The sequence below is a fragment of the Spirillospora sp. NBC_01491 genome (assembly GCF_036227065.1).
Lineage (GTDB): Bacteria > Actinomycetota > Actinomycetes > Streptosporangiales > Streptosporangiaceae > Spirillospora > Spirillospora xylanilytica.
In genome coordinates this window covers 5,866,540-5,890,702 of the sequence record NZ_CP109432.1, presented here as the reverse complement: position 1 = coordinate 5,890,702, position 24,163 = coordinate 5,866,540, and the positions used below count along the sequence as shown (strand labels likewise).

The 24,163-nt window shown below is 74.4% G+C and carries 23 protein-coding genes; 14 read left to right on the top strand and 9 right to left on the bottom strand.

Annotated elements, in window-relative coordinates; genetic code table 11:
- Positions 1–11 precede the first annotated feature (11 nt).
- The 6 genes from OHA34_RS27495 to OHA34_RS27470 all read left to right on the top strand — a co-directional run bounded on the left by OHA34_RS27495 (position 12) and on the right by OHA34_RS27470 (position 7,613).
- Positions 12–4,523 carry a HEAT repeat domain-containing protein gene (locus OHA34_RS27495; RefSeq protein WP_329519340.1) on the top strand — a complete coding sequence of 1,504 codons (4,512 nt, stop codon included), beginning with the start codon at positions 12–14 and terminating at the stop codon, positions 4,521–4,523.
- A complete protein-coding gene (locus OHA34_RS27490; RefSeq protein ID WP_329519339.1) occupies positions 4,523–5,314 on the top strand; it encodes an ATP-grasp domain-containing protein in 792 nt (263 codons plus the stop codon). Before OHA34_RS27495 ends, OHA34_RS27490 begins: the two co-directional genes overlap by 1 nt.
- Positions 5,314–6,186: a hypothetical protein gene (locus OHA34_RS27485; RefSeq protein ID WP_329519338.1), complete on the top strand. Its 873-nt coding sequence runs from the start codon at positions 5,314–5,316 to the stop codon at positions 6,184–6,186. The genes OHA34_RS27490 and OHA34_RS27485 overlap by 1 nt, the downstream gene beginning before the upstream one ends.
- A gap of 113 nt (positions 6,187–6,299) precedes the next feature.
- Positions 6,300–6,746: an SRPBCC domain-containing protein gene (locus tag OHA34_RS27480; protein WP_285938673.1), complete on the top strand. Its 447-nt coding sequence runs from the start codon at positions 6,300–6,302 to the stop codon at positions 6,744–6,746.
- Positions 6,743–7,114: an ArsR/SmtB family transcription factor gene (locus tag OHA34_RS27475; RefSeq protein WP_285938674.1), complete on the top strand. Its 372-nt coding sequence runs from the start codon at positions 6,743–6,745 to the stop codon at positions 7,112–7,114. The genes OHA34_RS27480 and OHA34_RS27475 overlap by 4 nt, the downstream gene beginning before the upstream one ends.
- Before the next feature lie 13 nt (positions 7,115–7,127).
- On the top strand, positions 7,128–7,613 hold the full coding sequence (locus OHA34_RS27470; protein ID WP_329519337.1) for a hypothetical protein: 486 nt from the start codon (positions 7,128–7,130) through the stop codon (positions 7,611–7,613).
- A 385-nt stretch (positions 7,614–7,998) separates the two neighbouring features.
- On the opposite strand, the gene OHA34_RS27465 is transcribed toward OHA34_RS27470, so the two are convergent.
- Positions 7,999–8,238 carry a hypothetical protein gene (locus OHA34_RS27465; protein ID WP_329519336.1) on the bottom strand — a complete coding sequence of 80 codons (240 nt, stop codon included), beginning with the start codon at positions 8,236–8,238 and terminating at the stop codon, positions 7,999–8,001.
- A gap of 307 nt (positions 8,239–8,545) precedes the next feature.
- Here OHA34_RS27465 and OHA34_RS27460 point away from each other — a divergent pair, with 307 nt between their 5' ends.
- The 5 genes from OHA34_RS27460 (at position 8,546) to OHA34_RS27440 (ending at position 12,390) form a co-directional block, all read left to right on the top strand.
- Positions 8,546–9,391, top strand: a complete 846-nt coding sequence (locus OHA34_RS27460; RefSeq protein ID WP_329519335.1) for a helix-turn-helix domain-containing protein — start codon at positions 8,546–8,548, stop codon at positions 9,389–9,391.
- Positions 9,388–9,594, top strand: coding sequence for a DUF397 domain-containing protein (locus tag OHA34_RS27455; RefSeq protein WP_285938680.1), 207 nt, complete (start codon positions 9,388–9,390; stop codon positions 9,592–9,594). The genes OHA34_RS27460 and OHA34_RS27455 overlap by 4 nt, the downstream gene beginning before the upstream one ends.
- Positions 9,595–9,697: 103 nt before the next feature.
- Positions 9,698–10,597, top strand: coding sequence for a nucleoside hydrolase (locus tag OHA34_RS27450; RefSeq protein ID WP_285938682.1), 900 nt, complete (start codon positions 9,698–9,700; stop codon positions 10,595–10,597).
- A gap of 75 nt (positions 10,598–10,672) precedes the next feature.
- Positions 10,673–11,149, top strand: coding sequence for a hypothetical protein (locus OHA34_RS27445; RefSeq protein WP_285938683.1), 477 nt, complete (start codon positions 10,673–10,675; stop codon positions 11,147–11,149).
- 38 nt (positions 11,150–11,187) lie between these two features.
- On the top strand, positions 11,188–12,390 hold the full coding sequence (locus OHA34_RS27440) for a hypothetical protein (protein ID WP_329519334.1): 1,203 nt from the start codon (positions 11,188–11,190) through the stop codon (positions 12,388–12,390).
- 3 nt (positions 12,391–12,393) lie between these two features.
- Here the strand turns inward: OHA34_RS27440 and rlmB are convergent, their stop codons facing one another.
- The 6 genes from rlmB to OHA34_RS27410 form a co-directional block, all read right to left on the bottom strand.
- Entirely contained in the window at positions 12,394–13,314 is a 921-nt protein-coding gene (gene rlmB, locus OHA34_RS27435; protein ID WP_285938686.1) for a 23S rRNA (guanosine(2251)-2'-O)-methyltransferase RlmB, read from the bottom strand.
- A 150-nt stretch (positions 13,315–13,464) separates the two neighbouring features.
- Positions 13,465–14,862, bottom strand: coding sequence for a cysteine--tRNA ligase (gene cysS, locus OHA34_RS27430; RefSeq protein WP_285938687.1), 1,398 nt, complete (start codon positions 14,860–14,862; stop codon positions 13,465–13,467).
- Positions 14,859–16,835 (bottom strand): FUSC family protein, encoded by a 1,977-nt coding sequence (locus OHA34_RS27425; RefSeq protein WP_329519333.1) that lies wholly within the window; start codon positions 16,833–16,835, stop codon positions 14,859–14,861. Before OHA34_RS27425 ends, cysS begins: the two co-directional genes overlap by 4 nt.
- A complete protein-coding gene (locus OHA34_RS27420; RefSeq protein WP_329519332.1) occupies positions 16,832–17,287 on the bottom strand; it encodes a potassium channel family protein in 456 nt (151 codons plus the stop codon). Before OHA34_RS27420 ends, OHA34_RS27425 begins: the two co-directional genes overlap by 4 nt.
- A gap of 251 nt (positions 17,288–17,538) precedes the next feature.
- Positions 17,539–18,354: a DUF6585 family protein gene (locus OHA34_RS27415; RefSeq protein WP_329519331.1), complete on the bottom strand. Its 816-nt coding sequence runs from the start codon at positions 18,352–18,354 to the stop codon at positions 17,539–17,541.
- Between the two features lie 50 nt (positions 18,355–18,404).
- Entirely contained in the window at positions 18,405–19,685 is a 1,281-nt protein-coding gene (locus tag OHA34_RS27410) for a homogentisate 1,2-dioxygenase (RefSeq protein WP_329519330.1), read from the bottom strand.
- Positions 19,686–19,900: 215 nt separating this feature from the next.
- Here OHA34_RS27410 and OHA34_RS27405 point away from each other — a divergent pair, with 215 nt between their 5' ends.
- Positions 19,901–20,662: a DUF2637 domain-containing protein gene (locus OHA34_RS27405; RefSeq protein WP_329519329.1), complete on the top strand. Its 762-nt coding sequence runs from the start codon at positions 19,901–19,903 to the stop codon at positions 20,660–20,662.
- A 164-nt stretch (positions 20,663–20,826) separates the two neighbouring features.
- Here OHA34_RS27405 and ispF read toward each other — a convergent pair whose 3' ends face one another.
- The gene (gene ispF / locus OHA34_RS27400; protein WP_329519328.1) at positions 20,827–21,300 is read right to left on the bottom strand and encodes a 2-C-methyl-D-erythritol 2,4-cyclodiphosphate synthase; all 474 of its coding nucleotides are present in this window, start codon (positions 21,298–21,300) and stop codon (positions 20,827–20,829) included.
- A 22-nt stretch (positions 21,301–21,322) separates the two neighbouring features.
- Entirely contained in the window at positions 21,323–21,805 is a 483-nt protein-coding gene (locus tag OHA34_RS27395; protein ID WP_067459337.1) for a CarD family transcriptional regulator, read from the bottom strand.
- A gap of 349 nt (positions 21,806–22,154) precedes the next feature.
- Here OHA34_RS27395 and OHA34_RS27390 point away from each other — a divergent pair, with 349 nt between their 5' ends.
- Both OHA34_RS27390 and OHA34_RS27385 read left to right on the top strand, forming a co-directional pair.
- On the top strand, positions 22,155–22,934 hold the full coding sequence (locus tag OHA34_RS27390) for a hypothetical protein (protein ID WP_329519327.1): 780 nt from the start codon (positions 22,155–22,157) through the stop codon (positions 22,932–22,934).
- 164 nt (positions 22,935–23,098) lie between these two features.
- Positions 23,099–24,106 (top strand): hypothetical protein, encoded by a 1,008-nt coding sequence (locus tag OHA34_RS27385; protein WP_329519326.1) that lies wholly within the window; start codon positions 23,099–23,101, stop codon positions 24,104–24,106.
- Positions 24,107–24,163 lie beyond the last annotated feature (57 nt).

Genomic DNA, 24,163 nt, shown 5'->3' with positions numbered 1-24,163 from the left:
GATCTGCGGACATGACGGACATGCGGGACGCGGTTCCGAGCGGGCTCGATCCGCTGACGTGCTCGCCCGGCGTGCTGCGCGGGCTCGTCCGGCACCCCGATCCGGCGGTGCGGCGGGCCGGGCTCGTCGGCCTCGCCGAGCGTCTCGGCGCCGAGCGGGACGAGGACCGGGCCGAGCTGCCCGGTTTCGCGGAGTGCCTGCCGGGCTTCGTCGACGCCTCGCCCGAGGCGGCGCTCGCCCTGGCCCGGCTGCATCTCCGGCTGCGCGCGCACGTCCGGGAGCCGCCGCGGTGGCGGGCCGCTGAGGGCCTGCCCGCCCGGGTGCGGGTCGCCTGGCTGAGCGCCGAGATCGCCGGACGGCCCGCGACCGTCCGGGACGAACCGGTGGGCGAGGCGCTCTGCCAGGCCGTCCACGGGCTCGGCGCGGCCGATGTGGACGATCCCGAGGCCCTCGCGCGCGAGCTGGCGGACCGGCCCGAACCGGCGCTCCACGCCGAGGCGCTGCGGATCACCCGCGAGGCCGTGCACGCCGCCCTGCTGGCCCCGTCCCGCGCCCGCGCGCTGGTGCTGCGGATCGCCACCGACTCCCCCGGTACGGGCGCGGGCGTGGCCGCGCTCCGCGAACTCGCCGAGCCCTGGGCGGCGCTGGACCCGCTGCCGGAGGGGCCGCTGCACCGCTTCCTGAACACGACGGGCGACGCGGCGGCGGCCGACGCGGCCGTCGAGGTCGCCGCCCGGCAGGGGCATCAGCGCCTGCTCCGCGATGTGGCCGCGGGCGCCGATCGGGCGCCGGCGCTGCGGCGGCGCGCTCTGGAGCTGCTCGGGGACCTCGCGGGACGCGACGACATCGGCGATCTGATCGCGATCGCCGCCGGGGATCCCCTCCTGCTCGCCGGGCCCGCCGCCCGCTGCCTGCGCCGGCTGCACCGGCGCGGGCACTTCCCGGTGGACGGGGACGTCCCGGCGATCGTGCGGCTGGCCCTCGCCGACCACACGGTCCGTCCGGACGAGGTCGCCACCGTCCTGTTCACCTGCCGGCGGGCGGCGCTCGCGGAGCTGACGGCGGCGGCGGTCGGCGATCCGGGCTGGCCAAGGCGGCTCGACCTGCTGATCGCGCTGGCCGCGCAGGGCGCCGCCGACCTCCCGGCCGGGGACGCGGTCACCGGCCTGCTGCGCACCGCCGCCGATCCGGCGCCGTTCCTGCGGGCGATCCGCGCGCTGCGCCATACGGCCGCCGAAGAGCAGGTCATCGAGGCGCTGCCGCGTTCGCCTGCGGCGGCCCTGGACGCGCTGGAGGCCGTGGGCGGGGCCCGCACGGTCGCGGCGCTGCGCGAGGGGCTGGGCCTGGACGGGCCATCCGGCGTCGTCCCCCATCTGCGGCCGTTCCGGCATCGGGCGCTGGAGCTGGTGTGGCACCTCACGGGCGACGCCGACGCGCGGCGCTCGCTCCTGGTCCGGCTCCACCCGCGCGCCCTGCCCCGCCGGATCGCCGCCGACCTCGGCGGCCCGGACGAAGCGGAGCTCTCGCTGCTCCGCGCCGCGCTCGACCCCGCCGACCCGGCCGCGGCGCTCCGCACGCTCGCGCGCCACGGCGGTCCCGGGACGGTGCCGGCGATCGCCGACCTGCTGCTGCGCGTCGTGTCCGACCTCGCGGCCGCCTCGGCGCCGAGCGCACCGAGCCGGCCCGGTGGCGAGTCCGCCGAACCCGCCGTCCCGGACGAGGTCGTGAGCGCCGTCCGCGACCTGGGCGGACGGCTGCACGAGCGCGGCAAGATCCGGCCCCGCTGCCTGCTGGACGCCGCGGGGGCGCGGGAGGCCGGTGACGCCCTCGTCGCGGACCTCGTCCTGGACCTGCTGGACCGTCCCGGCCTCACCGCGGCCGAGACGGCGATCCTGCTCGGCGTCCTGTCCCGGACCGCGTCCCGCGGGGTGCGGGCGCGGGTGCACCCGCTGCTGCGGCATCGCGACCGGCACGTCCGCAAGCGCGTGATCGCGCTGCTCGCCCGTGACGCGGACGGCGCGGACGCGCAGGCGCTGTCGGCGAGCCTGGTCCCGCTCACCGCCGCCCCCGACGCGCAGACCGCGCGCCAGGCGCTGCTCGCGCTCGGGCACGCCCGCGCGCGCTGGGCGGCGGCGGCCGTCGCGGCGTGCCTGGACCATCCCAACATGAACGTCAAGAAGACCGCGGCGGCGGCGCTGGCGCGCGCGGGCGGGCCGGTGGCGGTGCCGAGGCTGCTGTTCTGGCTCGGCGCGCACGACAACCCGGGCCTACGCGCGGCGCTCGTCGAGGCGCTGCGGGCGATCCTCGGCGACGCGTACGCGGCCACGATCGTCGCGGCGGCCGAACGCGCCGCCGACGACCGCGCCCGCACGCTGCTGCTGCGCGGTCTGGACGGGGTGGTGTCGGCGCGCGCGGTCGGGGCCCTGGCCGATCAGGGATCACCGGCCGGGACCGCCCTGCTCGCGCTCGTCCCCGACGGGTGGGTCCGCCTCGGCTCGGGCACGGTCACCGACCTCGCCGACCGGTTCGCGGCCCACGGCATCGTCCCGCCGCCCGCCGCCGCTCCGGAGCCGGACGCCGACCTCGCACTGCTGGCCGCGCGGGGCTGGAACGCCGACGCCGCGTGGCGTCTCGCCGAACGCTTCGCCCCGTCCGGCACGTCCGGTACGTCCGGTACGTCCGATGAGCTCGCCGGTCTTGATCGGCTGCGGGGGTCGCTGGCGCGCTGGCTGGAGCTGGCCGACGCGCGACCGGCCGGACGCGAGCCGCTCCTGCGCTTCACGTTGCGGCTGTGTCCGGCGCCCTGGTCGGACGGCGAACTGGAGACGTTCGCCCGGTCCGGACGGCTGCTGGCCGCCGCACTTCCCGGGGTCGGCGCTCCTCTCCTGCCCTTGCTGGAGAAGGTCGCCCCCCTGCTGCCCGCGTCCGAGGCGCTTGAGACCGCCGAGCGGGTCCGCGCCCTGCCGCCGGGCATCGCGGGAGGCCGGTCCTCGCTCGCGCTGCTGCGCCGCTGCCGGGCGGTGCTGACCCGCGCCGACCTCGACCGCGCCCTCGCCGCGGCCCGCGCGAGCGCGGAACCCGTACGGGACGTGCTGCACGAGGCGTTCGAGGCGACGGACCCCGCTCCCCCCGGCGAAGAGGCGCGCGCGTGGCGGACGTCCCTCGAAGCAGCCGCCCGCGGCCTCGACGATCTCGCACGGTTCCGGGCGGCGGACGACGCGCCCTCCGCACCCGGTTCACGCGACCGGCTCAACGCGCTGATCGACGTCTTCCCCGCCACCGCCCAGGACGTCGGCGCCGTGCTCCTCGACTGGATGACCGACCTCCAGCCCGTCGACACGCCGCCCTGGACCCTCGCCGAGAACGCCCGCCCCGCCCCCCGCCCGCGCGCCCCGCGCCCCGGCGATCTCGACCAGCCGCGCTCGACGGCGCAGCGCGAACGCCTCCTGGCGATGCTGGACGACCCCGTCCAGGGCCGCCGCGACGCCGCCGCCCAGGCCCTGCTCGGCTGGCCCGAACCGGAGATCCGCCACGCGCTCCTCCGCGCTTACCTGCACGGCCGCGTCGATCTCTCCGTCACCGCTCCACTCGCGTCCGCCCTGACGGGCCTGGACGATGCGGCCGACCCGGAACGGTTCGCCGCCGTGACGGCCCATCTCGCCCCTCCATGCCTGACGCCCTTCATCCCCGGGCTGCTGCGCTGGTGGGAGCACGGCACACCCGGGACCCGCGCGGCGGCGCGGCAGGTACTGCGCCGCGCCGCGCCCGACCTCGTGGCGGAAGCCCTGTCCGAGCGCGTCGAAGCCGGAGCGTGGGGCCTGCTCGACCTCGTCGCCAACGTCTCGCTGCTCCGCACCCCCGCGCTGACGCGGACGCGCCGGCGCCTGCGCGCCGAGGGGCGCGGCGATCTCGCCGACAGGATCCACCTGGTGGACGGCCCGCTCCGCCACCCCGACGCCGGACGGCGCGACTCCGCCGCCCTCACCGCGCTCCGCACCCGCGTGCACGCCCCGCAGGCCCGCACGCCGTCCCGCGCCGAACTGCTCCGGCTCGCCCGCACGGGCGGAACGGAGCAGATCCGCCGGGCCCTGTCGCTGCTGGCCGAGCCGTTCACCGACGCCCCCGCGCCGGGACGGCCCCCGGCCCGCGACTCCGAGCTCGAGGAGCTGCTCGCCGAGTCGCTCGGCCACCCCGAGGCCCGGGTCCGGCTGCACGCGCACCGGCTCTCCCGCAAGGTGCTGGCGCGGCCCGCCTACCTGGAGCAGACGGCGCGGCTGCTGGACGACCGGCAGCCCGACATCGCCCGCGCGGCGATCAGGACCCTGGCGCACGCGGGATGGGCGCCCGCGATCCCCGCCCTGGTGGGGCTGCTCGCCCACCCCCGTCCCACCGTCCGCAGGACCGCGGCCGACGGGCTCGCGCGGATCGGGGCGCCGGCCGTCCCCGCCCTGACGCACGCCGCCGGACGCGCCCGCCCCGACCGGCGGCGCGTCTACACCGCCGTCCTGGAGAAGATCACCTGATGGTGGACGGGACGACCCTGGTGTTCGGGCACCGGCCGAGCGGCTCCAGCCGGGCGCTGCTGAAGGCCGCCGCGGACCGCGGGATCGGCGCCGTCCAGCTCACCGGCCCGGAGCCGCCCGCCGACCTGATCGGCTGCGGCGCGCACCTGTACTCGGGACTGCTGCTCGCCGACGCCCTGGCGTCCGCGCTCGGCATCACCCTGCTGGAGGCCGCCCCCGGCTGGCTGGCGGACCTGCCCGAGCCCCTGCGCGGGCGCGACATCGTCCTCGTCCCGATCGCGGAGGCGTACGGCCTGCGCCGTCCGGTGTTCGTGAAGTCCCCCAACGACAAGCGCGTCCGGGCGGGCCTCTACGCCGACGGCGCCCACCTGCCGGGTCCGGACGCCGTCGATCCGGAGACCCTGGTCCTGGTGGCCGACCCCGTCTCGTTCGCCGCCGAGTTCCGGCTGCACGTCCTGGACGGAGCGGTGCACGCCGGCAGCCAGTACGCGTCCAACGGGAGCCTCGCCCTCGCGCCGCTCGACGGCCATCCGCACCACGGCGCGGTCCTCGGCTTCGCCCGCGAGGTGCTGGCCGCCTGCGCCGCCACGCTGCCGAGCGCGATCGTCGTCGACGTCGGCCTCACCGTGGACGCGCAGGGCACCGAACGGTGGGCCGTGGTCGAGGCGAACGGCGCGTGGGGCAGCGGCTGCTACGCGGCGGACCCCCAGCGTGCCCTGGACGTCGTGCTCCGCGCCTCCGGCACGGCCGAGACGCTCAGCCGGCACGACCTGCGGTTCGCGAGGACCTGATGGAGACGACGCTCCCCCTGGCCCTGCACGCCCACCTCCCCAGCCGGCATCACTGGCGCCGGGTGCTCACCACCACCGTCGACGCCACCGGCCGTGCACACTGGCTGCTGGGCGAACGATCGCGAACGCCCGAGCCGTACAGCGCGCTGCTGGTCACCGTGGCCGACGGCTCCGTCCACGAAACCGAGCTGCACGGCTTAGCGGCCCGTTCCCCCGTCCTGGACGCGCTGCCAGAAGGCGGGTTCGTCATCGCCGACAAGAACTTCCCGGTCGGCTGGGACGCGCGAGACGCGTCCGGGCGCGACGTCCAAGCCCAGATCTTCACCCCCCGGGGCCGTCCGACCCACCGCTTCTCCCTGGGCGGGGAACTGGGGTGCCTGCACACCGACCAGAACGGCGCCATCTGGGTCGGCTACTCCGACGACACCGCGTACGCCTACACCTCCGCGGGCGCCGCCGGCCTGGCCCGCTGGGACATCGGCGGCGCCCGCCAGTGGACGCACGCCGCAAAGCCCGCCGATCCGAGCCGGGAGAACGACCGGTCCTACTGCGACGTCCTGAACGTGGATCAAGACTCCACCTGGGCTTTCTCCGCGGACCTCGGCCTGCTGGGAATCCACGCCGACGCAGTGACCGAACGCCACATCTCGGCCGGGATCCGCGCTCTGGCGGTACACGACGAAACCCTCGCCCACTGCGACGGCACCGGCCGGCTGACGTTGTGCACCCTGACCCGCGACCGCGCCGAACCCGTCGGAGCGTACGGCCTCACCCGCCCGGACGGCTCGCCCCTGGGGAGCGACCGAGCCGTCGGCCACGGCCCGAACCTGTACGTCCACGACGGTGTCGCCTGGTACGTCCTCGAGCTCTGAGCCGGCACGGGCCGCCAGAGGCACTGGATTGCGCAACCCACGAGTTGCACTCAACAGGGGTCACATGCAACTCTGTGGTTGCACATTCTGACGACGATCAATGGAGTCCACTCATGAGCAACGACCGGATCGAACGCGAAACCTTGATCGAGGCTCCCCTGGAGCGGGTCTGGACGCTGGTGGCCCAGCCCGGCTTCTGGGCGGCCGACACGGCGAACCTGCCCGGCACGGTGGCCGAGGAAGGCGCGTCGATGGTGGCGAAGAGCGCCGAGTACGGCGACTTCCCGGTACGCGTGGAGAAGGTCGAGCCGCAGACGTACCTGGCGTACCGCTGGGCCAGCGCGTTCCCCGGAGAGGAGCTCCGCGCGGACAACAGCACCCTCGTGGAGTTCACGCTGATCCCGGAGGGCGACGCGACGCGGCTCCGCGTCGTGGAGAGCGGCTTCGCGACCCTGCCCGGCTCCGAGGACCTGCGCGGCCAGGCGGTGAAGGACAACACGGGCGGCTGGGGCCTGGCGCTCGACGCGCTCAAGAACCGCGCCCTACAGCCGTCCACGTGACCGACGGCCACCACGCCGCCGCCGCCGGGACGGCCGACGGCGTTCTCGCCGCGCTGGCCGACCCGACGCGGCGCAAGGTGCTCGATCTGCTCGCCGAACAGGGCGAGGCCACCGCCACGACGCTCGCCGAACGGCTCCCCGTCTCGCGGCAGGCGGTCGTCAAGCACCTCGCGGTACTGGACGCCGCCGGCCTGGTTTCCGGCAACCGGGTCGGCCGCGAGGCGCGGTACACCGTGCGGCCCGCGGCACTGGACGCGACGGCGCGGTGGATGGCCACGGTCGCGGCCGACTGGGACCGGCGGCTGGCCGACATCAAGCGCGCCGCCGAGACGGCCGAACGGGATGCGCGTTCGCAACGACCCGACTGAAAGGAAGCACGTCATGGACACGACGGCACTTCGCAGCGCCTACGAGAAGCTGCTCGACGTGGCGGCCACCCCCGACCTCGGCGACGCCGCCGACGGAGGATGGAACGCCGATCAGGTCCTGGCCCATCTCCTCAGCGTCGACGCCGCGATCGCGGCCGTCGCTCTAGGCGTCGTCGCGGGCTCGCGCCCCACCTTCGACAACCGGATCTCCCAGAACACCTGGAATCTCGACCGGATCATCGCCGAGCACGCGGGCACGGCAGAGCTGATCGACCACGTCCGGAGCCAGGCCGCCGTCCTCTGCGACATCGCCGATCAGCTCAGCGGGGAGGCCGCCTCGGTCCTGGTGCCGACGATCCTGCTGTCCAACGACGCGCTCGTGATGGACCGGCCGGTTCCGCTGGCCGTCCTCATCGACGGCCTCGCCGAGTCCCACGTGCCGGACCACACCCAGCAGCTCCTCGACCTCCGCGCCCCCCTCCAAGGCCACACCGACTGACCGCCCCCTCATCACCCGCCGGTCCGGCCAGCGTCCCCAACCACCAGACAGCCGAGCAACCGCCGGAACCACCCGCCCCGAGACTGCCGCACATGCCTTCCAGTCGACTTCGTGGACGCTGCGTTCCGGGCCGGTCGCGGGGATGGCCTCAACCGGACGTCCGCGCCAGCAGGAACGAACCCGAGCGGGCGGGCGCCGACCTCCTCCAGGATGCGGCCGAGTGCCGCCGGAGTCGGCGCCTCCATCAGACGATCATCCCCGGACCGGTCCCGCACAACCGCCCACCACTGCCCGCTGACGTTCCCCCGCCATACCAACGCTCCTGGGAACCGCCGTCGCAATTCGGCCGCGACCCGGTCCGGCCGGATCTCGGCGGCCATGGCGGTCACCGTCCTGACTCCGCCGTGCCGGACCGCTTGCCCAGGTATCCGAGGATGAACACGGCCGCGTTGATGATCTCGTCCGCAGGCGCGATCGGCTCCCGCCACGACGTGAAGAACCACCACCGCCCACCATCACTCGACCGCGGCGCACACATGATCACGTCCCCAGCCATCCGGACCTTCTCGCAGCACCCCTCCGCCTGAGGATCGACCACCCGAAGCCCAGCCTCGACCAACTCCACCTCGAACCGCCTCGCACCCAAATGCGCGCCCAGAGCCGCAAGCCGGGCGTCCCGAGTCCTACGATCTGCCATGGGTCCGACCTCCGTTGTCGGATCAAGGCCCCGGAACCGCCGGTGTTACAGCACCGGCCCGGGGCCGCCCTATCTCTGTGCGACGAGGCGACTCCCTCACACCGAGTCGCATCACCGGAATGCCGTGACCAGCATCACAGCCTCAACTACAGTCGGCCATGAACCGGTGACACCCCCGCATCCCTCTGCTTCAGTCGACCGTCAACCGCGAGGCATGGGGCATCACCCACTCGCCATGGTTGAGATGGAAGGCCGTTCGATACCCAGACGCAGGGACGTGAAGCCCGATTCCCTTCGGAGCCACTTCGGAGCCAAGCTCCGCCGTCGCAGGGAGGCTCTCGACTTCACCCTTGAACGCCTCGGTGACGAGATGGGCTACACGCCCCAGTGGATTCACAAGATGGAGACCACGGACAAGGCCGTCCCACAGAAGTTCGCTGAGGACGCCGCGACCTATTTCGATGACCCCGAGTTCGTCGAGATCCGTGACGTGATCCAACGCGCCGGACGCCGCGCGTACCTGCCGCCCGGCTTCCCCCAGTTCATCGAACTGGAGGACGAAGCGACGTCCGTCAGGGCCTACGTCGTGCAGGTCATACCTGGACTCCTCCAAGCGGAGAGCTACGCCCGTGCCGTGATGAGCGCCGGGCAGACGCCGGAGGCGCTGGACGAGATCGTCGCGGCACGCATGGAGCGGAAACCCATCCTCACCAGGGTTCCGCTCACCCAGTTCCAGTTCGTGATCAACGAAGCCGCACTCCGCGTCCCCGTCGGGGGTGACGAGGTGATGCGTGAGCAGATCCAACGCCTGATCGACATGGCCGGACTGCCGAACGTTCAGATCCGGGTGCTTCCCTTCTCCTCGGTCACGTACGCGGCGCTGGACGGCCTGTTCACCATCCTCGGGTTCCAGGACGGGGCAGAGTCGGTCTACATTGAAGGACCTGAGCTGGCTCAGGTGATCGAGGATCCCGAAGTGATCGCGAGGTGCGTTGTACGGTTCGGGATCATCATGGGCGAAGCACTCCCGAGGGCCGCTTCACTCGATCTACTCGGGCAGTATCTGAAGGAGCACACGTGATCAAGCCGGATCTCTCCACCGCGCACTGGCGCAAAAGCAGCCGCAGCGGTCAAGGCGGGCAGGACTGCGTAGAGGTCGCCGATCTCTCCTCCATCGTCGCGGTGCGCGACTCCAAGAACCCCGACGGTCCCAAGCTCGCGCTCGGCCGGGCGGCGTTCACGTCGCTCATCGCGACCATTCGCACCGGCGCACACGACCTCTGAACTCCCGGCACCGAAGTCCCCCGGTCCTCGCTCGGCTCGTCGGCGGGTCCGGGGGACGGGCGGTTGTGCGACTCGCGTGTATCCGACCGGATATGTTCGCTCGGTGAGCGCTGACACCCGGACCGTCTCCGTCGTTTTCGACATGGAGACCCGCGACCCCGACGACGCACTGACCTTGTGCCTGCTCGCCACCCACCCCCAGGTCCGGCTCGCGGCCGTTACCGTGAACCCCGGAACCGGCGCCCAGCTCGCCGTCGTACGCGAGGTGCTGCACCGGCTCGGCGTGAGTGTCCCGGTCGGTGCCCGCCACGTCCGCAGCCCCGCCGATGCGGTCTCGGCCTTCCATGACGAGTGGCTCGGCCGGCTTCCGCCCGCCGGTTCCGACGGCGTCGCCCACGAGATCCTCGCCGCCGCCCTCACCGCCGACCCCGACACCGTCCTTCTCACCGGTGCGCCGCTGCACAACCTGCGCCATCTCCTGCGCCACCATCCCGGCCTGACGATCTCCCGCTGGGTCGCCCAGGGCGGTTTCGCCGGTGACAACCTCGTCCCGCCCGAGGGCCGCCTGCCGAAGTTCGCCGGCCGCACCGAGTGCGAGTCCTTCAACTTCGGGGGGGACAAGAAGGCCGCCCTCGCCGCGCTGGCCTCCGAACGCGTCGCCCACCGCGATCTCGTCTCCAAGAACGTCACCCACGGCATCGTCTGGGACGCCGCCCTTCAGGCCCGCCTCCTCGCCGCCCCCGGCCTGTCCCCCGGCACCGTTCTCGCCCGCGAGGGCATGGCGCTCTACCTCTCTCACCGTCCTGAGGGCAAGCTCCTGCATGACCCCCTCGCCGCCTGCGCGGTCCTGGACCGCGACGCCTTCACCTGGGCGCCGGTCGAGGTCACCTACGGTCGCGGCCAATGGGGTGCCCGGCCCGCCGCAGGCAGTGGCACGTTCATCTCGATCGCGGTCGACTGGCCGCGCGCGGCGGACGTGCTGTTCGGCACGGGCAGTAGCTGATCGAGCCGCTTCGGCGACACCACTCCGTCCGGCCCGCTGCTGCATGTGAGTTGCAACAGCGCTAGCGTTGCGGACATGCAGGGGGATTCGGCCACCGCGCGGCGCGTCGTCGTGGAGATCTATGTGCTGCGCGCCGTGGCGGACGGGCGGCTGGCGTACCGGCGGCTGACGGGGGCGCTCGGCAGGGCCGAGGATCCCGACTCCGCGGCGCGGCGGCTGGCGGGCGTCGGGGAGACGGTTCCGCTGGTGCACTCGACGAGCTGGCGGTGCGCGGCGGACGGCGGGGTGGTGCTGACGTACGCGGTGGCGCCCGACCCTGAGCCTGCGCGGCCCGCGACGCCGCTCGGGCCGTCCGCCCAGGTCGCGCGGGGGGAGCGGGCCGACCGTCCGGCGCCGGACGCGGTCGGGCCCGACCAGGTCGCCGCGCACGCCGCCAGGCACCTGGCGTTCCTGGCCGAGCACGACGACGTGGCGCGGGCGGCGCTGACCGGCGACCCGCTCCTCGCCGAGGCGGTGGCGCGGCACGCGCCGGGGATGGCCGGACGCCTCTGAGGGGTGGCCGGACGGCGCTCCGGATGATGTCGTGGGGTATGCCGCGGCAGCTGATGGTGATCATGGGGTCCGGCGAGACGAGCCCGACCATGGTGAGCGTGCACAAGGACGTCGCCCGGCGGGCGGGTCCGGCGCGGGCCGTCCTGCTCGACACCCCGTACGGCTTCCAGGAGAACGCCGCCGACATCTCGGCGCGGGCGTGCGACTACTTCGCGCGGAGCGTGGGCCTGCGGGTCCGGGTCGCGCCGGACCTGGACGGGGACCGGGGGGCGGCGGTGCTGCGGCGGGCCGAGTGGATCTTCTCGGGGCCGGGCAGCCCCACGTACGCGCTGGACCGCTGGCGGGGAACGGCACGGACCGCGCTGCACGATCACGCGCGGGCCGGGAGCGCGGCACTGGTGTTCGCCTCGGCCGCGGCCTGCACGCTCGGCCGGTTCTGCGTGCCGGTGTACGAGATCTACAAGGTGGGCGCGGCACCGCGCTGGGCCCCCGGCCTGGACCTGATGAGCGTGTACGGGCTGGACGTGGCGATGATCCCGCACTACGACAACGCCGAGGGCGGCACCCACGACACGCGCTACTCCTACCTGGGCGAGCGCCGCCTGGCGGCGATGGAGCGGGAGCTGCCGGACGGCGTGGCGGTGCTCGGGATCGACGAGCACACCGCGATCGTCATCGACGGGGGCCGGGTGGAGATCCGGGGACGCGGGACGGTGACCGTGCGGCGGCGGGGCGAGAGCATCGTCCTGCCCACGGGCGACACCCTGGGCCTGGACGAGCTGCGCGCGCTGGCGAAGGGCGGCGCCGCCGCGCGGCCCCGGCCGCGTCCGGCGAGCCCGGCGGCCGAGGAGGTGAGCCTCCGCGATCTCGTCCTGGACGCCCGGCACCGCTTCGACGAGGCGGCCGGGCCGGACGAGGCGGCGGCGCGGGCCGAGGCCGTCCTCCGGATCGAGGCGGCGGTGACCGAGTGGGCGGCCGACACCGAGGAGGACGAGGGCACCGAGTGGGCCCGCACGATCATGCGCGGCCTGATCGTTCGGCTCGGTACGGCCGCGGACCGGCCCGGCAGGCTGGCCGGGGCCGTCCCGGCACTGATCGAGGTGCGGGACGAGCTGCGCCGCGCGGGCCTCTACCCGCTGGCCGACCGGCTGCGGACGGCCCTCGCCGAGGGCGGGGTGGAACTGCGGGACACCCCCGGCGGGACCGTCTGGGACACCGGCGGGTCAACGCCGGGCGGGTAGGCGTCAGCCGCGCAGGCGGGCGACCTCGTACAGCGAGATGCCGGCGGCGACGCCGGCGTTGAGGGACTCGGCGGCGCCCGGCATCGGGATGGTGACCAGCAGGTCGCAGGTGTCGGCGACCAGCCGGCCCAGGCCCTTGCCCTCGGACCCGACGACCAGCACGAACGGCCCCGCGGCGACCTCGATGTCGGCGACCGCGACGCCGCCGCCCGAGTCGAGCCCGGCCACGAAGCATCCGGCCTTCTGGTACGCCTTGAGCTGCCGGGCGAGGTTGGTGGCCTGCGCGACCGGCACGGTGGCCAGGGTTCCGGCCGAGCTCTTCCACGCGCCCGCGGTCACCCCGGCGGCGCGCCGCTCGGGCACGACCACCCCGGTGGCGCCGAACGCGGCGGCCGACCGGACGATCGCGCCGAGGTTGCGCGGGTCGGTGATCCCGTCGACCGCGACGATCAGCGGGGCCCTGCCCTTGACCAGGTCGTCGGGGTGGGCGTAGCGGTACGGCCGGACCTGGAGCGCGATGCCCTGGTGGACGCTGCCGTCGGTGAGCCGGTCGAGCTCGCTCTTGCCGGTCTCCATCAGCGGGATCCTGCGGTCGGCGGCGAGCTGGATCGACTCGCGGACCCGCTCGTCGCCGCTGGTCATCACGTACAGCGCGGTGCCGGGGACGCCGGCGCGCAGCGCCTCGACCACCGCGTTGCGGCCGGTGATCAGCTCCGGGGCCTCGCCGTTGGCGCGGCGGGCTCCGGCGGGACGGCCGGTCGCGCCGGGACGGGCGGCGCCCGCGCCCTCCGGCCGCGCGCCCGGACCGACGGTCGGGGTGCCGGTCCGGCGGGAGTTCTTCACCGCGCGGGCCTTCTGCCGCTTGCCGTGCCAGTGCCGGTCCTCGGCCTTGGGCGTCGGCCCCTTGCCCTTGTTCTTGGCCATGATCGGTATTGCCCCTCGCGACGTTTGCGGCTCGCTCGCCCGCATGGCTGCCGGGGCGGCTCGGCTCGACCCGGGCGGCACCTCGGCGAACGCCCCGGAACACTTGATTTTATGCGCCTCCCGGACCGGAACGCGCCCGCCGGCCGCCGGTCAGGGGCGCTTGAGCTCCCAGCGCGGACCGTTCGGGGTGTCCTCCACGACGATCCCGGCCTCGGTGAGCCGGTCGCGGATCGCGTCGGCGGCGTCGTAGTCCTTGCGGGCCCGGGCCGCCTGCCGCTGCTCCAGCGCCACCCCGAGCAGGGCGTCGACCACCGGGCTCAGGTCGTCGCCGCCGGAACCGGCCCACTGCGCGGCGAACGGGTCGAGCCCGAGCACGTCGGTCATCGCCCGCACCGCGGCCAGGTGCTCGCGCACGGCGGCCTCGTCGCCGGTGGCCAGCGCGCTGTTGCCCGCGCGGACGGTCTCGTGCACGATCGCGAGCGCGTGCGGCACCCCGAGATCGTCGTCGAGCGCGGACCCGAACGCGGCGGGCGGCTCGGCGGCGGGCTCGCCGGCGCCGACGAGCTCGGCCGCCCGGTGCGCGAACCCCTCGATGCGCTGGTAGGCCGACACGGCCTCGGCCAGCGCGTCATCGGTGTAGTCCATCAGCGACCGGTAGTGCGCCGAGGCCAGGTAGTAGCGGATCTCGGCGGGACGGGCCCTGCCGAGCAGGTCGGGCAGCAGCACCACGTTGCCGACGGATTTGCTCATCTTCTCGCCGTCGACCGTGAGCAGCCCGTTGTGCAGCCAGTAGCGGGCGAACCCGTCACCGGCGGCGCGCGACTGGGCGATCTCGTTCTCGTGGTGCGGGAAGATCAGGTCGACGCCGCCGCCGTGGATGTCGAACACCGGCCCGAGGTACCGGGTCGCCATCGCCGAGCACTCCAGGTGCCAGCCGGGCCGGCCGTCGCCCCACGGCGTCTCCCAGTACGGCTCGCCCGGTTTGGCGCCCTTCCACAGCGCGAAGTCGCGCGGGTCGCGCTTGCAGTCCTCGTTGGGGGTGTCCTGCTCGGAGCGCATGTTGTCGAGCTTCTGGTTGGACAGCGAGCCGTAGTGCTCGGCCCAGGACCGCACGTCGAAGTAGACGTCGCCGCCGGACGCGTAGGCGTGCCCCTTCTCGATCAGCCGCCGGATCAGCACGATCATCTCGGGCACGTGCCCGGTGGCGCGCGGCTCGATCGTGGGCGGCAGGCAGCCGAGCAGGTCGTAGCCCTGGGTGAAGACCCGCTGGTTGCTCTCGGCCACCGCGAACCACGGGACGCCCCCGGCCGCCGCCACCGCGATGATCTTGTCGTCGACGTCGGTGATGTTGCGCGCGAACGTGACCTCGTAGCCGCTGCGCCGCAGCCAGCGCAGCAGCACGTCGTAGATGACGCCCGAGCGGAGGTGCCCGATGTGGGGCGCGGCCTGCGGCGTGGCCCCGCACACGTACATCCCCACGCGGCCCTCTTCAAGGGGCTCGAACGTACGGACGGCGCGGGTGCTGGTGTCGTAAAAGCGCAGGCTCACCGGCCCAGGCTATTGGATCGCCGTGCACCCGCGCGGCTCTCCGGCCCCATCAGGACACCGATCGCGCTGCGGAGCCGGCCGACCTCGAATTCGAGCGCCCCATCCCCGCCCAGCCGCACGGTCCCGTCCGTCTGGGGCGGCCCCGCGCCGTCCCCGCCCGGCCGCACGGTGCCACGCCCCGCGCCGTCGCCGGCCTGCCGCACGGTGGCGGGCGGACGCGCACTGAGGCCGTCGGCCAGGTCGTCGGCCTCGCGGCCCAGCCACCGCAGCGACGCGTCCGGCCGCACGGTCCCGGTGACCAGTTCGGAGAGGCGGCCGGTCGCGCTCCCGATCGTCCAGACGAGCGGCATGGACGAGGCGGCGCCGGGTTCGGCCGTCCGGTCGGCGGCGGCGTCGCGGAGCGCCATCGCCCGCACCGCGAGATCGGCGCGCCAGGCGCGCGGGTCCGGGGACCGTGCCGCCTCAGCGAGGCCGCGCAGCGACCGGACGGCCGCGCGGGTCCAGGGGTCCTCGCGCCGTCCGGGCCAGGTGAGCGCGATGATCACGGCGATCACGCAGCCGCCGAGGAGGTTGTCGACCAGCCGGTCGCCGAAGAACGTCCGGGACTCGCCCATCGCCGCGTACAGCAGCCCCACCGCGGTGGCCACGAACAGCGTCGTCCAGCCGTAGTTCACCACGCCGAGCAGCAGCGCGGGCAGCAGCAGCACCAGGCCCAGCACGCCCTGCACCCCTTGCAGGTCGGCCGTCCACGGGACCAGCACCCCGGCCAGGGCGACTCCGGCGAACGTCCCGGCCAGCCGGTGCCCGAGCCGGCCGCGGACCCGGCCGGGCGGCGTCTGGAGGATCATCACGGCGGCGAAGACGATCCAGTAGATCTGCCCGAGCCGCAGCAGCCCTCCGGCCAGCCCCGCCAGGAAGCAGGCCGCGCCCAGCACGACCGCCCGCCGCGCGACCGGATCGGCGAGGGTCAGCCCGCCGCGGAGCCGTTCCCGGCGGGACGGCAGGATCAGGCTCTGGTCCCGGGGCAGCTCCGCCCCCTGCCGATGCCGCACCACCTCGGCGGCGGCCAGCACGTCGTTGAGATCCCGCACCAGGGCGACGTGCGCCGGTCCGGCCCGCACCGGCGTCGCCAGCCGGCCGGGCAGCGGCCGGTCATCCGCGGGCCCCAGCCCGGACGCCAGGGCCGCGGCCTGCCGTGCGGCCTCGCCCAGGGCGGGCCGCTCGTCCGGACCCGCCGACCGGGCGGTCCGTCCGGCCTCCGACAGCGCCCTGGGCACCGACACCGCCAGCAGCAGCGCGGCCCGGCTCGCCTCGCCGTCGTCGTAGGGCAGCGCGGACGCCTTGACGCGCGACGCGAACGTCTGGAACTCGGCCAGCGCCGCCTCCACCTGCCCGTCGATCTCGGCCTCTCCCCGCGCCGCGTCCGCGAGCGCGCCGGCCAGGGTGCCCAGCGCCCGCGCCGCGCCGAGCGCCAGCGGCCTCCGCGGGTCCGGCGGCGCGATCGACGCGGTGGCCAGCAGGAGGACGGGAAGGGACAGCGCGATCGAGGCGCCCCGCGCCCAGGGCGACCCGCCGTCCAGCGGATGCGCCGCCGAATAGGCGTAGGCGGTCAGCAGCGGCAGTTGCAGCGTCGCGGCCTGACTTCCGAGCCGCGGGGCGAACCCCAGCACCAGCCCGCAGATCCCGAGCCCGGCGGCCAGCGGCCAGGTGGTGCCCGCCACCGCCGCGCCGGCCACGCTGAGCGCCGCCGCCAGCAGCGTCCCGGCCGTGATGATCCGCATCCGGGTGCCGAGCGGACCGGCCGGCTGGTAGAGCGCCAGGAAGATCGCCGGCAGCGCGGCGTAGCCCGCCGTGGCGCCGAGGCCGAGCAGCGCCAGCAGCGCCTGCGAGGTGATCAGCGCCACCAGCAGCCGCGCCCACGTCCGCACGATCGCCGGCGCGTACGGGCGGATCCGCTGCCGGACCGGCGTCACCGCCGCCCCCCTGAGTCACCGGGGCGGCGGAACGCGCCGACGATGATCGAGATGGCCGAGGTGACGATGACCAGGTCGAAGACGATCTGCACCATGGTGACCGCCCGCGCGATCTGCCCCCGCGCGGTGATGTCGCCGTAGCCGACCGTGCCCAGCGTGGTCACCGAGAAGTACAGGGCGTCCAGGCGCGTCCGGATCCCGTTGAACTCCTCGTCCAGCAAGTAGTACGCGGCGGCGAAGAACGCCACGACGACGGTCACCAGGGTGAGGAGCAGCGCGACCTGCTCGGCCATGGACCGGTCCCGCTCAACGGCCCGGCGAACCTGCCGGGTGACCAGCAGAAGCATGCTCACGAACCCGAGGACGAGCAGCGCCAGCCGGAGGACCGCGCGCTCGTCCGAGATCTCGCCCGCTCGCAGCGGGACGACGAAGTAGATTCCGACGACCACCACGACCGAGCCCGCGGCGCGGAGCCACGCCAGCGCCCGCCCGTGCCCGCGAGCCGTATGTCCCCGTGCCGTATGTCCCCGTGCCGTGCGTTTCCGTGCCGTGCGTTTCCGCACTGGTGCCCGCGGCCGTCCGGCCCGGCCGCCGTCCCCCTGGTGCCCCGTGTCGTCCCCCGCCACCTCCGGATCATCCCCGGAAGCGGACGAACTCACTCTTCGCGGTCACCCGGCTCCGCGGCGGACATCTCGGCCGGGACTCAGCGGCGCGGCGGCGGAACGCGCCAAGGCCCGTCGGGCCCGGCCTCCCTCGCCGTGATCTCGCCGCACAGCTCCGCGAACGCGAACGCGTCCGGCGTGCGGACGGCCATGGCGGCGAGCGCCGGCATCCCGCCGTGCGGGTGGACGGTCACCATGCCGTTCTCGATGAGGACCTCGCGGACGGCGGGCCAGGCCACCCGCTCGCCCTCCTTCCCGACACCGTCCCGGTCGACGGAGAACGCCCCGAACCGCACGGTCTCCCCCGCCTCGACCGCCTCCAGCGCACGCGGGACCAGCCGGCGGGTCACCTCGGCGGCGACGGTCTCGCCCAGCGCCCGCACGTCCGGCAGCTCGTCGCCGAACGCGAGGACCCGGCCGTCCTCTCCGGCGACGGCCGTGACCCGCCAGCGGGTCCGGGCGCGCGCCGCGGGCCGCACTCCGGAGACGGTGACGGAGGCCAGATCGTCCCAGCCGTACGCGAGCGTCCCGCCCGGCTCGTCCACCACCAGCCCGCCGGTGAACAGGTGGACGACCACGCGCCCGGCAGGCAGCCCGCCTCTACGCAGCGACCGTCCCGCCGCGCCCGCGAAGACGGCGGCCGTCAGCGCCGCCGCAACCCCGGGAGCCGAGCGCCGCTCGGCCAGGCAGACGGCGGCCACGAGCACGAACACCACGGTGGCCAGGACGAGCCCGGCCAGCCGCGCCGCCGCGCGCCGGAGGCCGGGCCGGGCGTCGAAGGCCCGGACCGGCTCGCCGAGCCCCCGCGTCCCGGCCCGCTCCAGCACCGACCCGGACACCTGCTGCGATAAAGACACGAATATCCGCCTACCCCACTACCGGACCGAAAAATCACCGATAGCGACCACTACTCGGCGGTACGCGCCCACGTCCACGCGTACCCGGGGTCCTCGCAGCGCCGCGCGGCGGCGCCGAGCCCGAGCGGCCGGAACGTGTCGATCATGACGGCCAGCTCGGTCGTCGCCGTGTGCCCCGCCCGGACCGCCTCCACCACCGCCTCGACGGCGCCCGGCTGCGGCCCGTGCGTGAAGCCGGACGGATGCAGCGAAATCGACCCCACGCCGATGCCCGACCCCTTGCGCGCCGAGTAGTCGCCGCCCACATAGAACATCATCTCGTCGGAATCCACATTGTGGTGGTTGTAGGGGATCGGCACGGCCTCCTCGTGAAAGTCGAGCGGACGTGGGCAGAACGAGCAGATCACGAACCCGGGGCCCTCGAACGTCTGGTGCACCGGCGGCGGCGCGTGCGTCCGCTTCACGACGGGCTCGAAGTCGTCGATGTTGAAGACGTACGGGTACAGGTGGCCGTCCCAGCCGATCACGTCGAACGGATGGTGCAGGTAGGTCAATCGCGACAGCCCGCCCCGGTTGCGCACCAGCACCGGCACCTCGCCGCCCTCCACCAGCAGCGGCGCGGCCGGCCCGCGCAGGTCGCGCTCGCTGTAGGGGGCCTGCTCCAGGAACTGCCCGTACTGCGACAGGTAGCGCTTCGGCGGCCGGACGTGCCCGCGCGCCTCGATCACCAAGGCCCGCAGCGTCTCCCCCGCACCGCCGGCCGACTCCGCACCACCGGCCGACTCCGCACCACCGGCCGACTCCGCACCACCGGCCGCCCCCGGCCCTCCGCCCTGGGCGGCGACCGGCACCCAGCGGTGGGTCGTCCCCGTCGGGATGACCACGTAGTCGCCCTCGCCGACGTCCAGCGCGCCGTAGCTGGTCTCGACCCGGGCCGCGCCGGTCTGCACGTACACGACCTCGGCGCCGACCGAGTTGCGGTACAGCTCGCTCGGCCCGGACGCCGCCACGAACGACATCCGCACGTCCTCGTTGCCGAACAGGACCTGCCGTCCGAGCACCATGTCGCCACCGGGTGGGAGGTCCTGCGTGCGGTAGGCGCGGGGTCGCAGGGGATGGTTCGGCGTGAGGTCCGCCGCTCCCGCCGGATCACCGTCCACGCCCTCGCTCTTGATGATCGCGGTGGGCGCGTGCCGGTGGTACAGCAGGCTGGAGTCGGAGGAGAAGCCCTCCTCCCCCATCAGCTCCTCCGCGTAGAGCCCGCCGTCCGGACGGCGGAACTGAACATGACGCTTCCGCGGGACCTCGCCCACGACCCGGTAGTACGGCATCGCTGCCTCCCAGTGGCGACCGCCTTCGTCTCTACCACCGTACGGCCCCCCGTCCGCGCCCGGCGGGCACGGGCGATCCCCGGATGATCCTCCCGAATACAAGGTGATCAACCTGAAGATCCGGGTAACCCTCTCTTCGGCCGGCCGACCTCCCGTGGAGCTTCCCGCCCCGCACCGGCCACGACCCGCAGGCCCACTCCCCGAGACGAGTCGCCATGTCGTCCGATCGCCCCTCCCCGCCCGGAGACGCCCGCCACTCCCCCGCACAGCGGCGGCTGCTGCACGCGCTCGCCGGGCTGGCCGTCGCCGCGCTGGCGGGCGGCGCGTTCGCGCTGACCTACGACCTGCTGCGCGACCTGGCCGTGGAGGGACGGGCGGACCGCCGCTGGGCCCCGGTCTACCCGGCGATGGCCGACGCGCTCACCGTGCTGACGCTGCTGGCCCTGGTGGTCGCCCGCCAGGCCCGCTGGTGGACCCGGTGGCTGCGCTGGACGCTGCTGCTGGCCCTGGTCGCCGGGACCGCCGCGCTCAGCGTGCAGCACACCGTGCGGGGACCGGACTCCCTCCCGGACGCGCCGCTGAGGGCGGGCGTGGCCGTGGCCCCGCACGTGATGCTGGTGATCGCGATCTGGCTGTGGCTGACGATGGTCAAGCAGCTCCGCGCCCCGCGGCCGGCCCCGGCGCCGCCGCCGGAGGCGCCGTCCGGTCTCCGACGGCGCCGCGAGCGCGAGCACGTCAAGACGCTCAAGCCGCTGCCGGTCGCCTCCCTCCAGCCGGGACGCGCCCCCGAGGCCCTGGAGGCCCCCGAGACCGGCGGACGTGCGAGCGACCACCGTTCCGATCTCTTCATGCCCCTGATGCTGGACGAAGAGGGCGACGACGGGACCGAAGGGAAGAAGGACGCCGGTCTCGGGATCCTGGATGGGGACCCGCCGTCGAGGACGTTCCGAAGCTCGCCCGTCCCGCCCGCCGAATAACGCCCGCGAAATCACATCACCGGGTGACGCGCGGAGAATTACACCGGTGAAATAACACCCATGGCATCGGGCCCGTTCCCGGCCGGAAAGTAAAAGATCCAAAAAGGCCGGCGCCGCCGGCACAAAGGCGGCGGCGCGGGCGCGGAGACCAACGGGAAAGGCGGTCAGCGGTGCTGCTGGAGTACCAGGGCGTTCGCGATGGCGGCCAGTCCCTCGCCGCGGCCGGTCAGGCCGAGCCCGTCGGTCGTCGTGGCGGAGACGCTGACGGGCGCGCCGCCGAGGGCCTCGCCGAGCGCCTTCTCCGCCTCGGCGCGGCGCTTGCCGATCTTGGGACGGTTGCCGATGACCTGGACGGCGACGTTGCCGATGACGAAGCCCGCCTCGTCCACCAGGCGGGCGACCTCGTGCAGCAGCTCCGCGCCGGACGCGCCGGACCAGCGCGGGTCGGCGGTGCCGAAGACGGCGCCGAGATCGCCGAGCCCGCAGGCCGACAGCAGCGCGTCGCACGCGGCGTGCGCCGCCACGTCGCCGTCGGAGTGCCCGTCCAGCCCGGTGCCCTCACCGGGCCAGTGCAGGCCGGCGACGTGCAGCGGGCGGTCGTGGGAAGCGAACGGGTGGACGTCGGTGCCGACGCCCACCCGTGGAATCCGTTCGCTCAACTCAGCTGGCCAGAACCTCGTCGAGGAGGGCCTCGGCCTTGTCCTCGTTGGTCTTCTCGGCCAGCGCGAGCTCGCTGACCAGTATCTGCCGGGCCTTGGCCAGCATCCGCTTCTCGCCGGCGGACAGCCCGCGCTCCTTGTCGCGACGCCAGAGGTCGCGAACGACCTCGGCGACCTTGTTGACATCGCCAGAGGCGAGCTTCTCAAGGTTGGCCTTGTAACGACGCGACCAGTTGGTGGGCTCCTCGGTGTAGGGTGCGCGCAGCACCTCGAACACCTTCTCCAGACCTTCCTGGCCGACCACGTCGCGGACACCCACGTCCTCAACGTTCTCGACCGGGACCTGCACTGTCAGGTCGCCCTTGTCGACCTTCAAGACCAGATAGGTCTTTTCCTCACCCTTGATGGTGCGAGTCTCGATGGCCTCGATCCGAGCAGCCCCATGGTGGGGGTAGACGACGGTGTCGCCGACCTGGAAAGTCATGTGACAAGTACCCCTTCCGCTACGCCAAGGATAGCACGGAACCGGCGGTGGCCGTACCGGCGTTAACGACATATCCGCAGGTCAACCCCCTTATTGGGGTCTTGACAAAGCCCTTTAATGGTGCATTACGGACCCGTTCGGCGCACCGCGCACGGGTCCCGGACACCCCCGCCGCAGGCGATCACGGTTCCTCCGGTCCGCCTCTACCGGAACCGGGGAAGCGGCCCATACTGGAGGTGAACAGGCCGGGCCGCGTGGGTACGAAGCGCCCGGAAGGGTCCGAAAAGGGCGTGCCGGAGGCGGAGGACGACCGGCCGGCTCGACGGATTCGAGGATGGTGAGGTGCGGCGTGAGGCCAGACGGCGACCCCGAGCCCGACGATTACGGGCTGCCCCGCGTGGACGTCGTGGTGCCCGACGACGCCCGCGAGCTCGACCGCGACATCCTCGCCTACCACCGCGAGCGGCGCCAGCGGCGGAGGCGCGCGCGGATCCGGCGGCTGGTGCGCCCGGCGACCCGGTACGGCCTGGCCATCCCGATCATCACCGGCGCGCTGCTGATCGCCCTGGTCAGCGGCGCCATGCTCACCGCCTTCGGGCCCCGGCCCACGCCCCGTCCGGCCGTCTCGCTGCTGGCCCCGCACCCGGTGGCGAGCCCCGGCCAGGTCAACGGCACGCTGCCCGCCGGCGAGGTGTTCCTGACCACCGGCACGTCCAGAAAGACCCCGCTGACCGATCTGCGCCCCGCCGTGTTCGCGATCGTCCCGCCCACCTACAAGTGCGACGACCTGGTGGCCGAGCTGGCGGCCCGAACCCAGGACGCCAAGCTCAACTTCTGGCTCGTCGCCGACCCGCGCGCGGCGAGCGGGCACGCGGGCCTGAAGGTCAAGCGGCTGACCGCGTGCGCGGGCACCGCCCACGCGGGGGCGCCGCAGATCATCGAGGACCCCTCCGCACTGCTGGCCGGCGCCTACGCGCCCGCGCCCGGCTCGGCCGGCCCGTCCGGCTCGGCGGGCGCGGAGCTCACGGCGGTGTTCGTCCGCCCCGACGGCGTGGTCACCGACGTGGTCCGCGCGCCGCGGGCCGGGCCCGAGCTCACCGCCAAGGTCAAGTCACTCGAAACCGGCTGATCGCGGACGGAACGGCACTCGGCGGGCGCTCGTCCCGCCGGGCTGGCCGGGCGCGGACCACCCCCGGGGACGGGGTGGCGCCCCGGCCTCGCTACGCTTCCCCTGGCGTTTCTCGCGCCGCCCCCAGAACCCTTCCAACGCCCCCTCGCGAGGAGATCGTCGCCGTGATCCGAAACAGCCGCCGAGTGGCCGTGCTCGCCATCGCGGGAGCCGTCGCCATGGTGCCGGTGCTCTCCGGCTGCGGCGCCGGCAGCGAGCCCCAGACCGCCGCGCCCACCCAGCTCACCGAAGGCGTCAACGTCACCGTCCCCAAGGACGCGGCGGCGGCGAAGATCGACGTCCGCAACATGTTCCTGCTGGGCCCGCGGCCCGACATGGCCTTCGGCCAGGGCGCCTCGGTGCCGCTCTACGCCACGGTCATCAACCAGGTCAAGGGCACGCAGGACCGGTTGGTGAACGTCAGCTCGCCCGACTTCGCCCAGGTGAAGATCACCGGCGGTGCCGTGGCGCTGCCGCCCGCCAAGCCGTCCGGTGAGGGCAGCGCGGTCCGGCTGATCGGCCAGGCCGCCCCGGCGACGCCTGCGGCCGGTGCGGGCAAGGCGACCGGCAAGCCCGGCGACAAGCCCACCGGCAAGCCGTCCAGCACGCCCTCGTCCAAGCCGTCCGGCGAGAACAGCGCCGCGCCGGGCGCGGAGGCCACCGGTGCGGCCTCCCCGGCCGCGACGCCGTCCGGCACCGCCACTCCGTCCGGTACGGCCACGCCGTCCGGTACGGCCACGCCGCCCGCCGCCGACGCGTCAGGGGCCGCTCAGCCGGCCACCCCGGCCGCCCCGCCCGCCGCGGACGGCAAGGCGCCGCTCGTGGTGCTGACCGGGCTCACCAAGCAGCTCCTCGGCGGCGAGACGCTGACCGTGCGGCTCCAGTTCGAGCGGGCCGGCAGCGTCGAGGTCACGGTCCCGGTCATCGCGCAGCAGGGCGAGTACGCGGGCTACGCCGCGGTCTCCGCCGGCAGCCCGGCTCCCGGCGCCTCCGCCGCGCCCGGCACCGAAGGCGGTACCGAGGGCGGCGAGCACGGGTCCGCCGCGCCCACCAGCACCGGCACGGACGAGCCGACCACGTCCTCCCCGGCCCAGCCCGCGTCCCCGGCCGCGGAGGCCGGCGCCGGTCACTGACCGGCACCAGCGACGACCGAACGGCCCGTACGGCAGCACGCCGTACGGGCCGTTCGC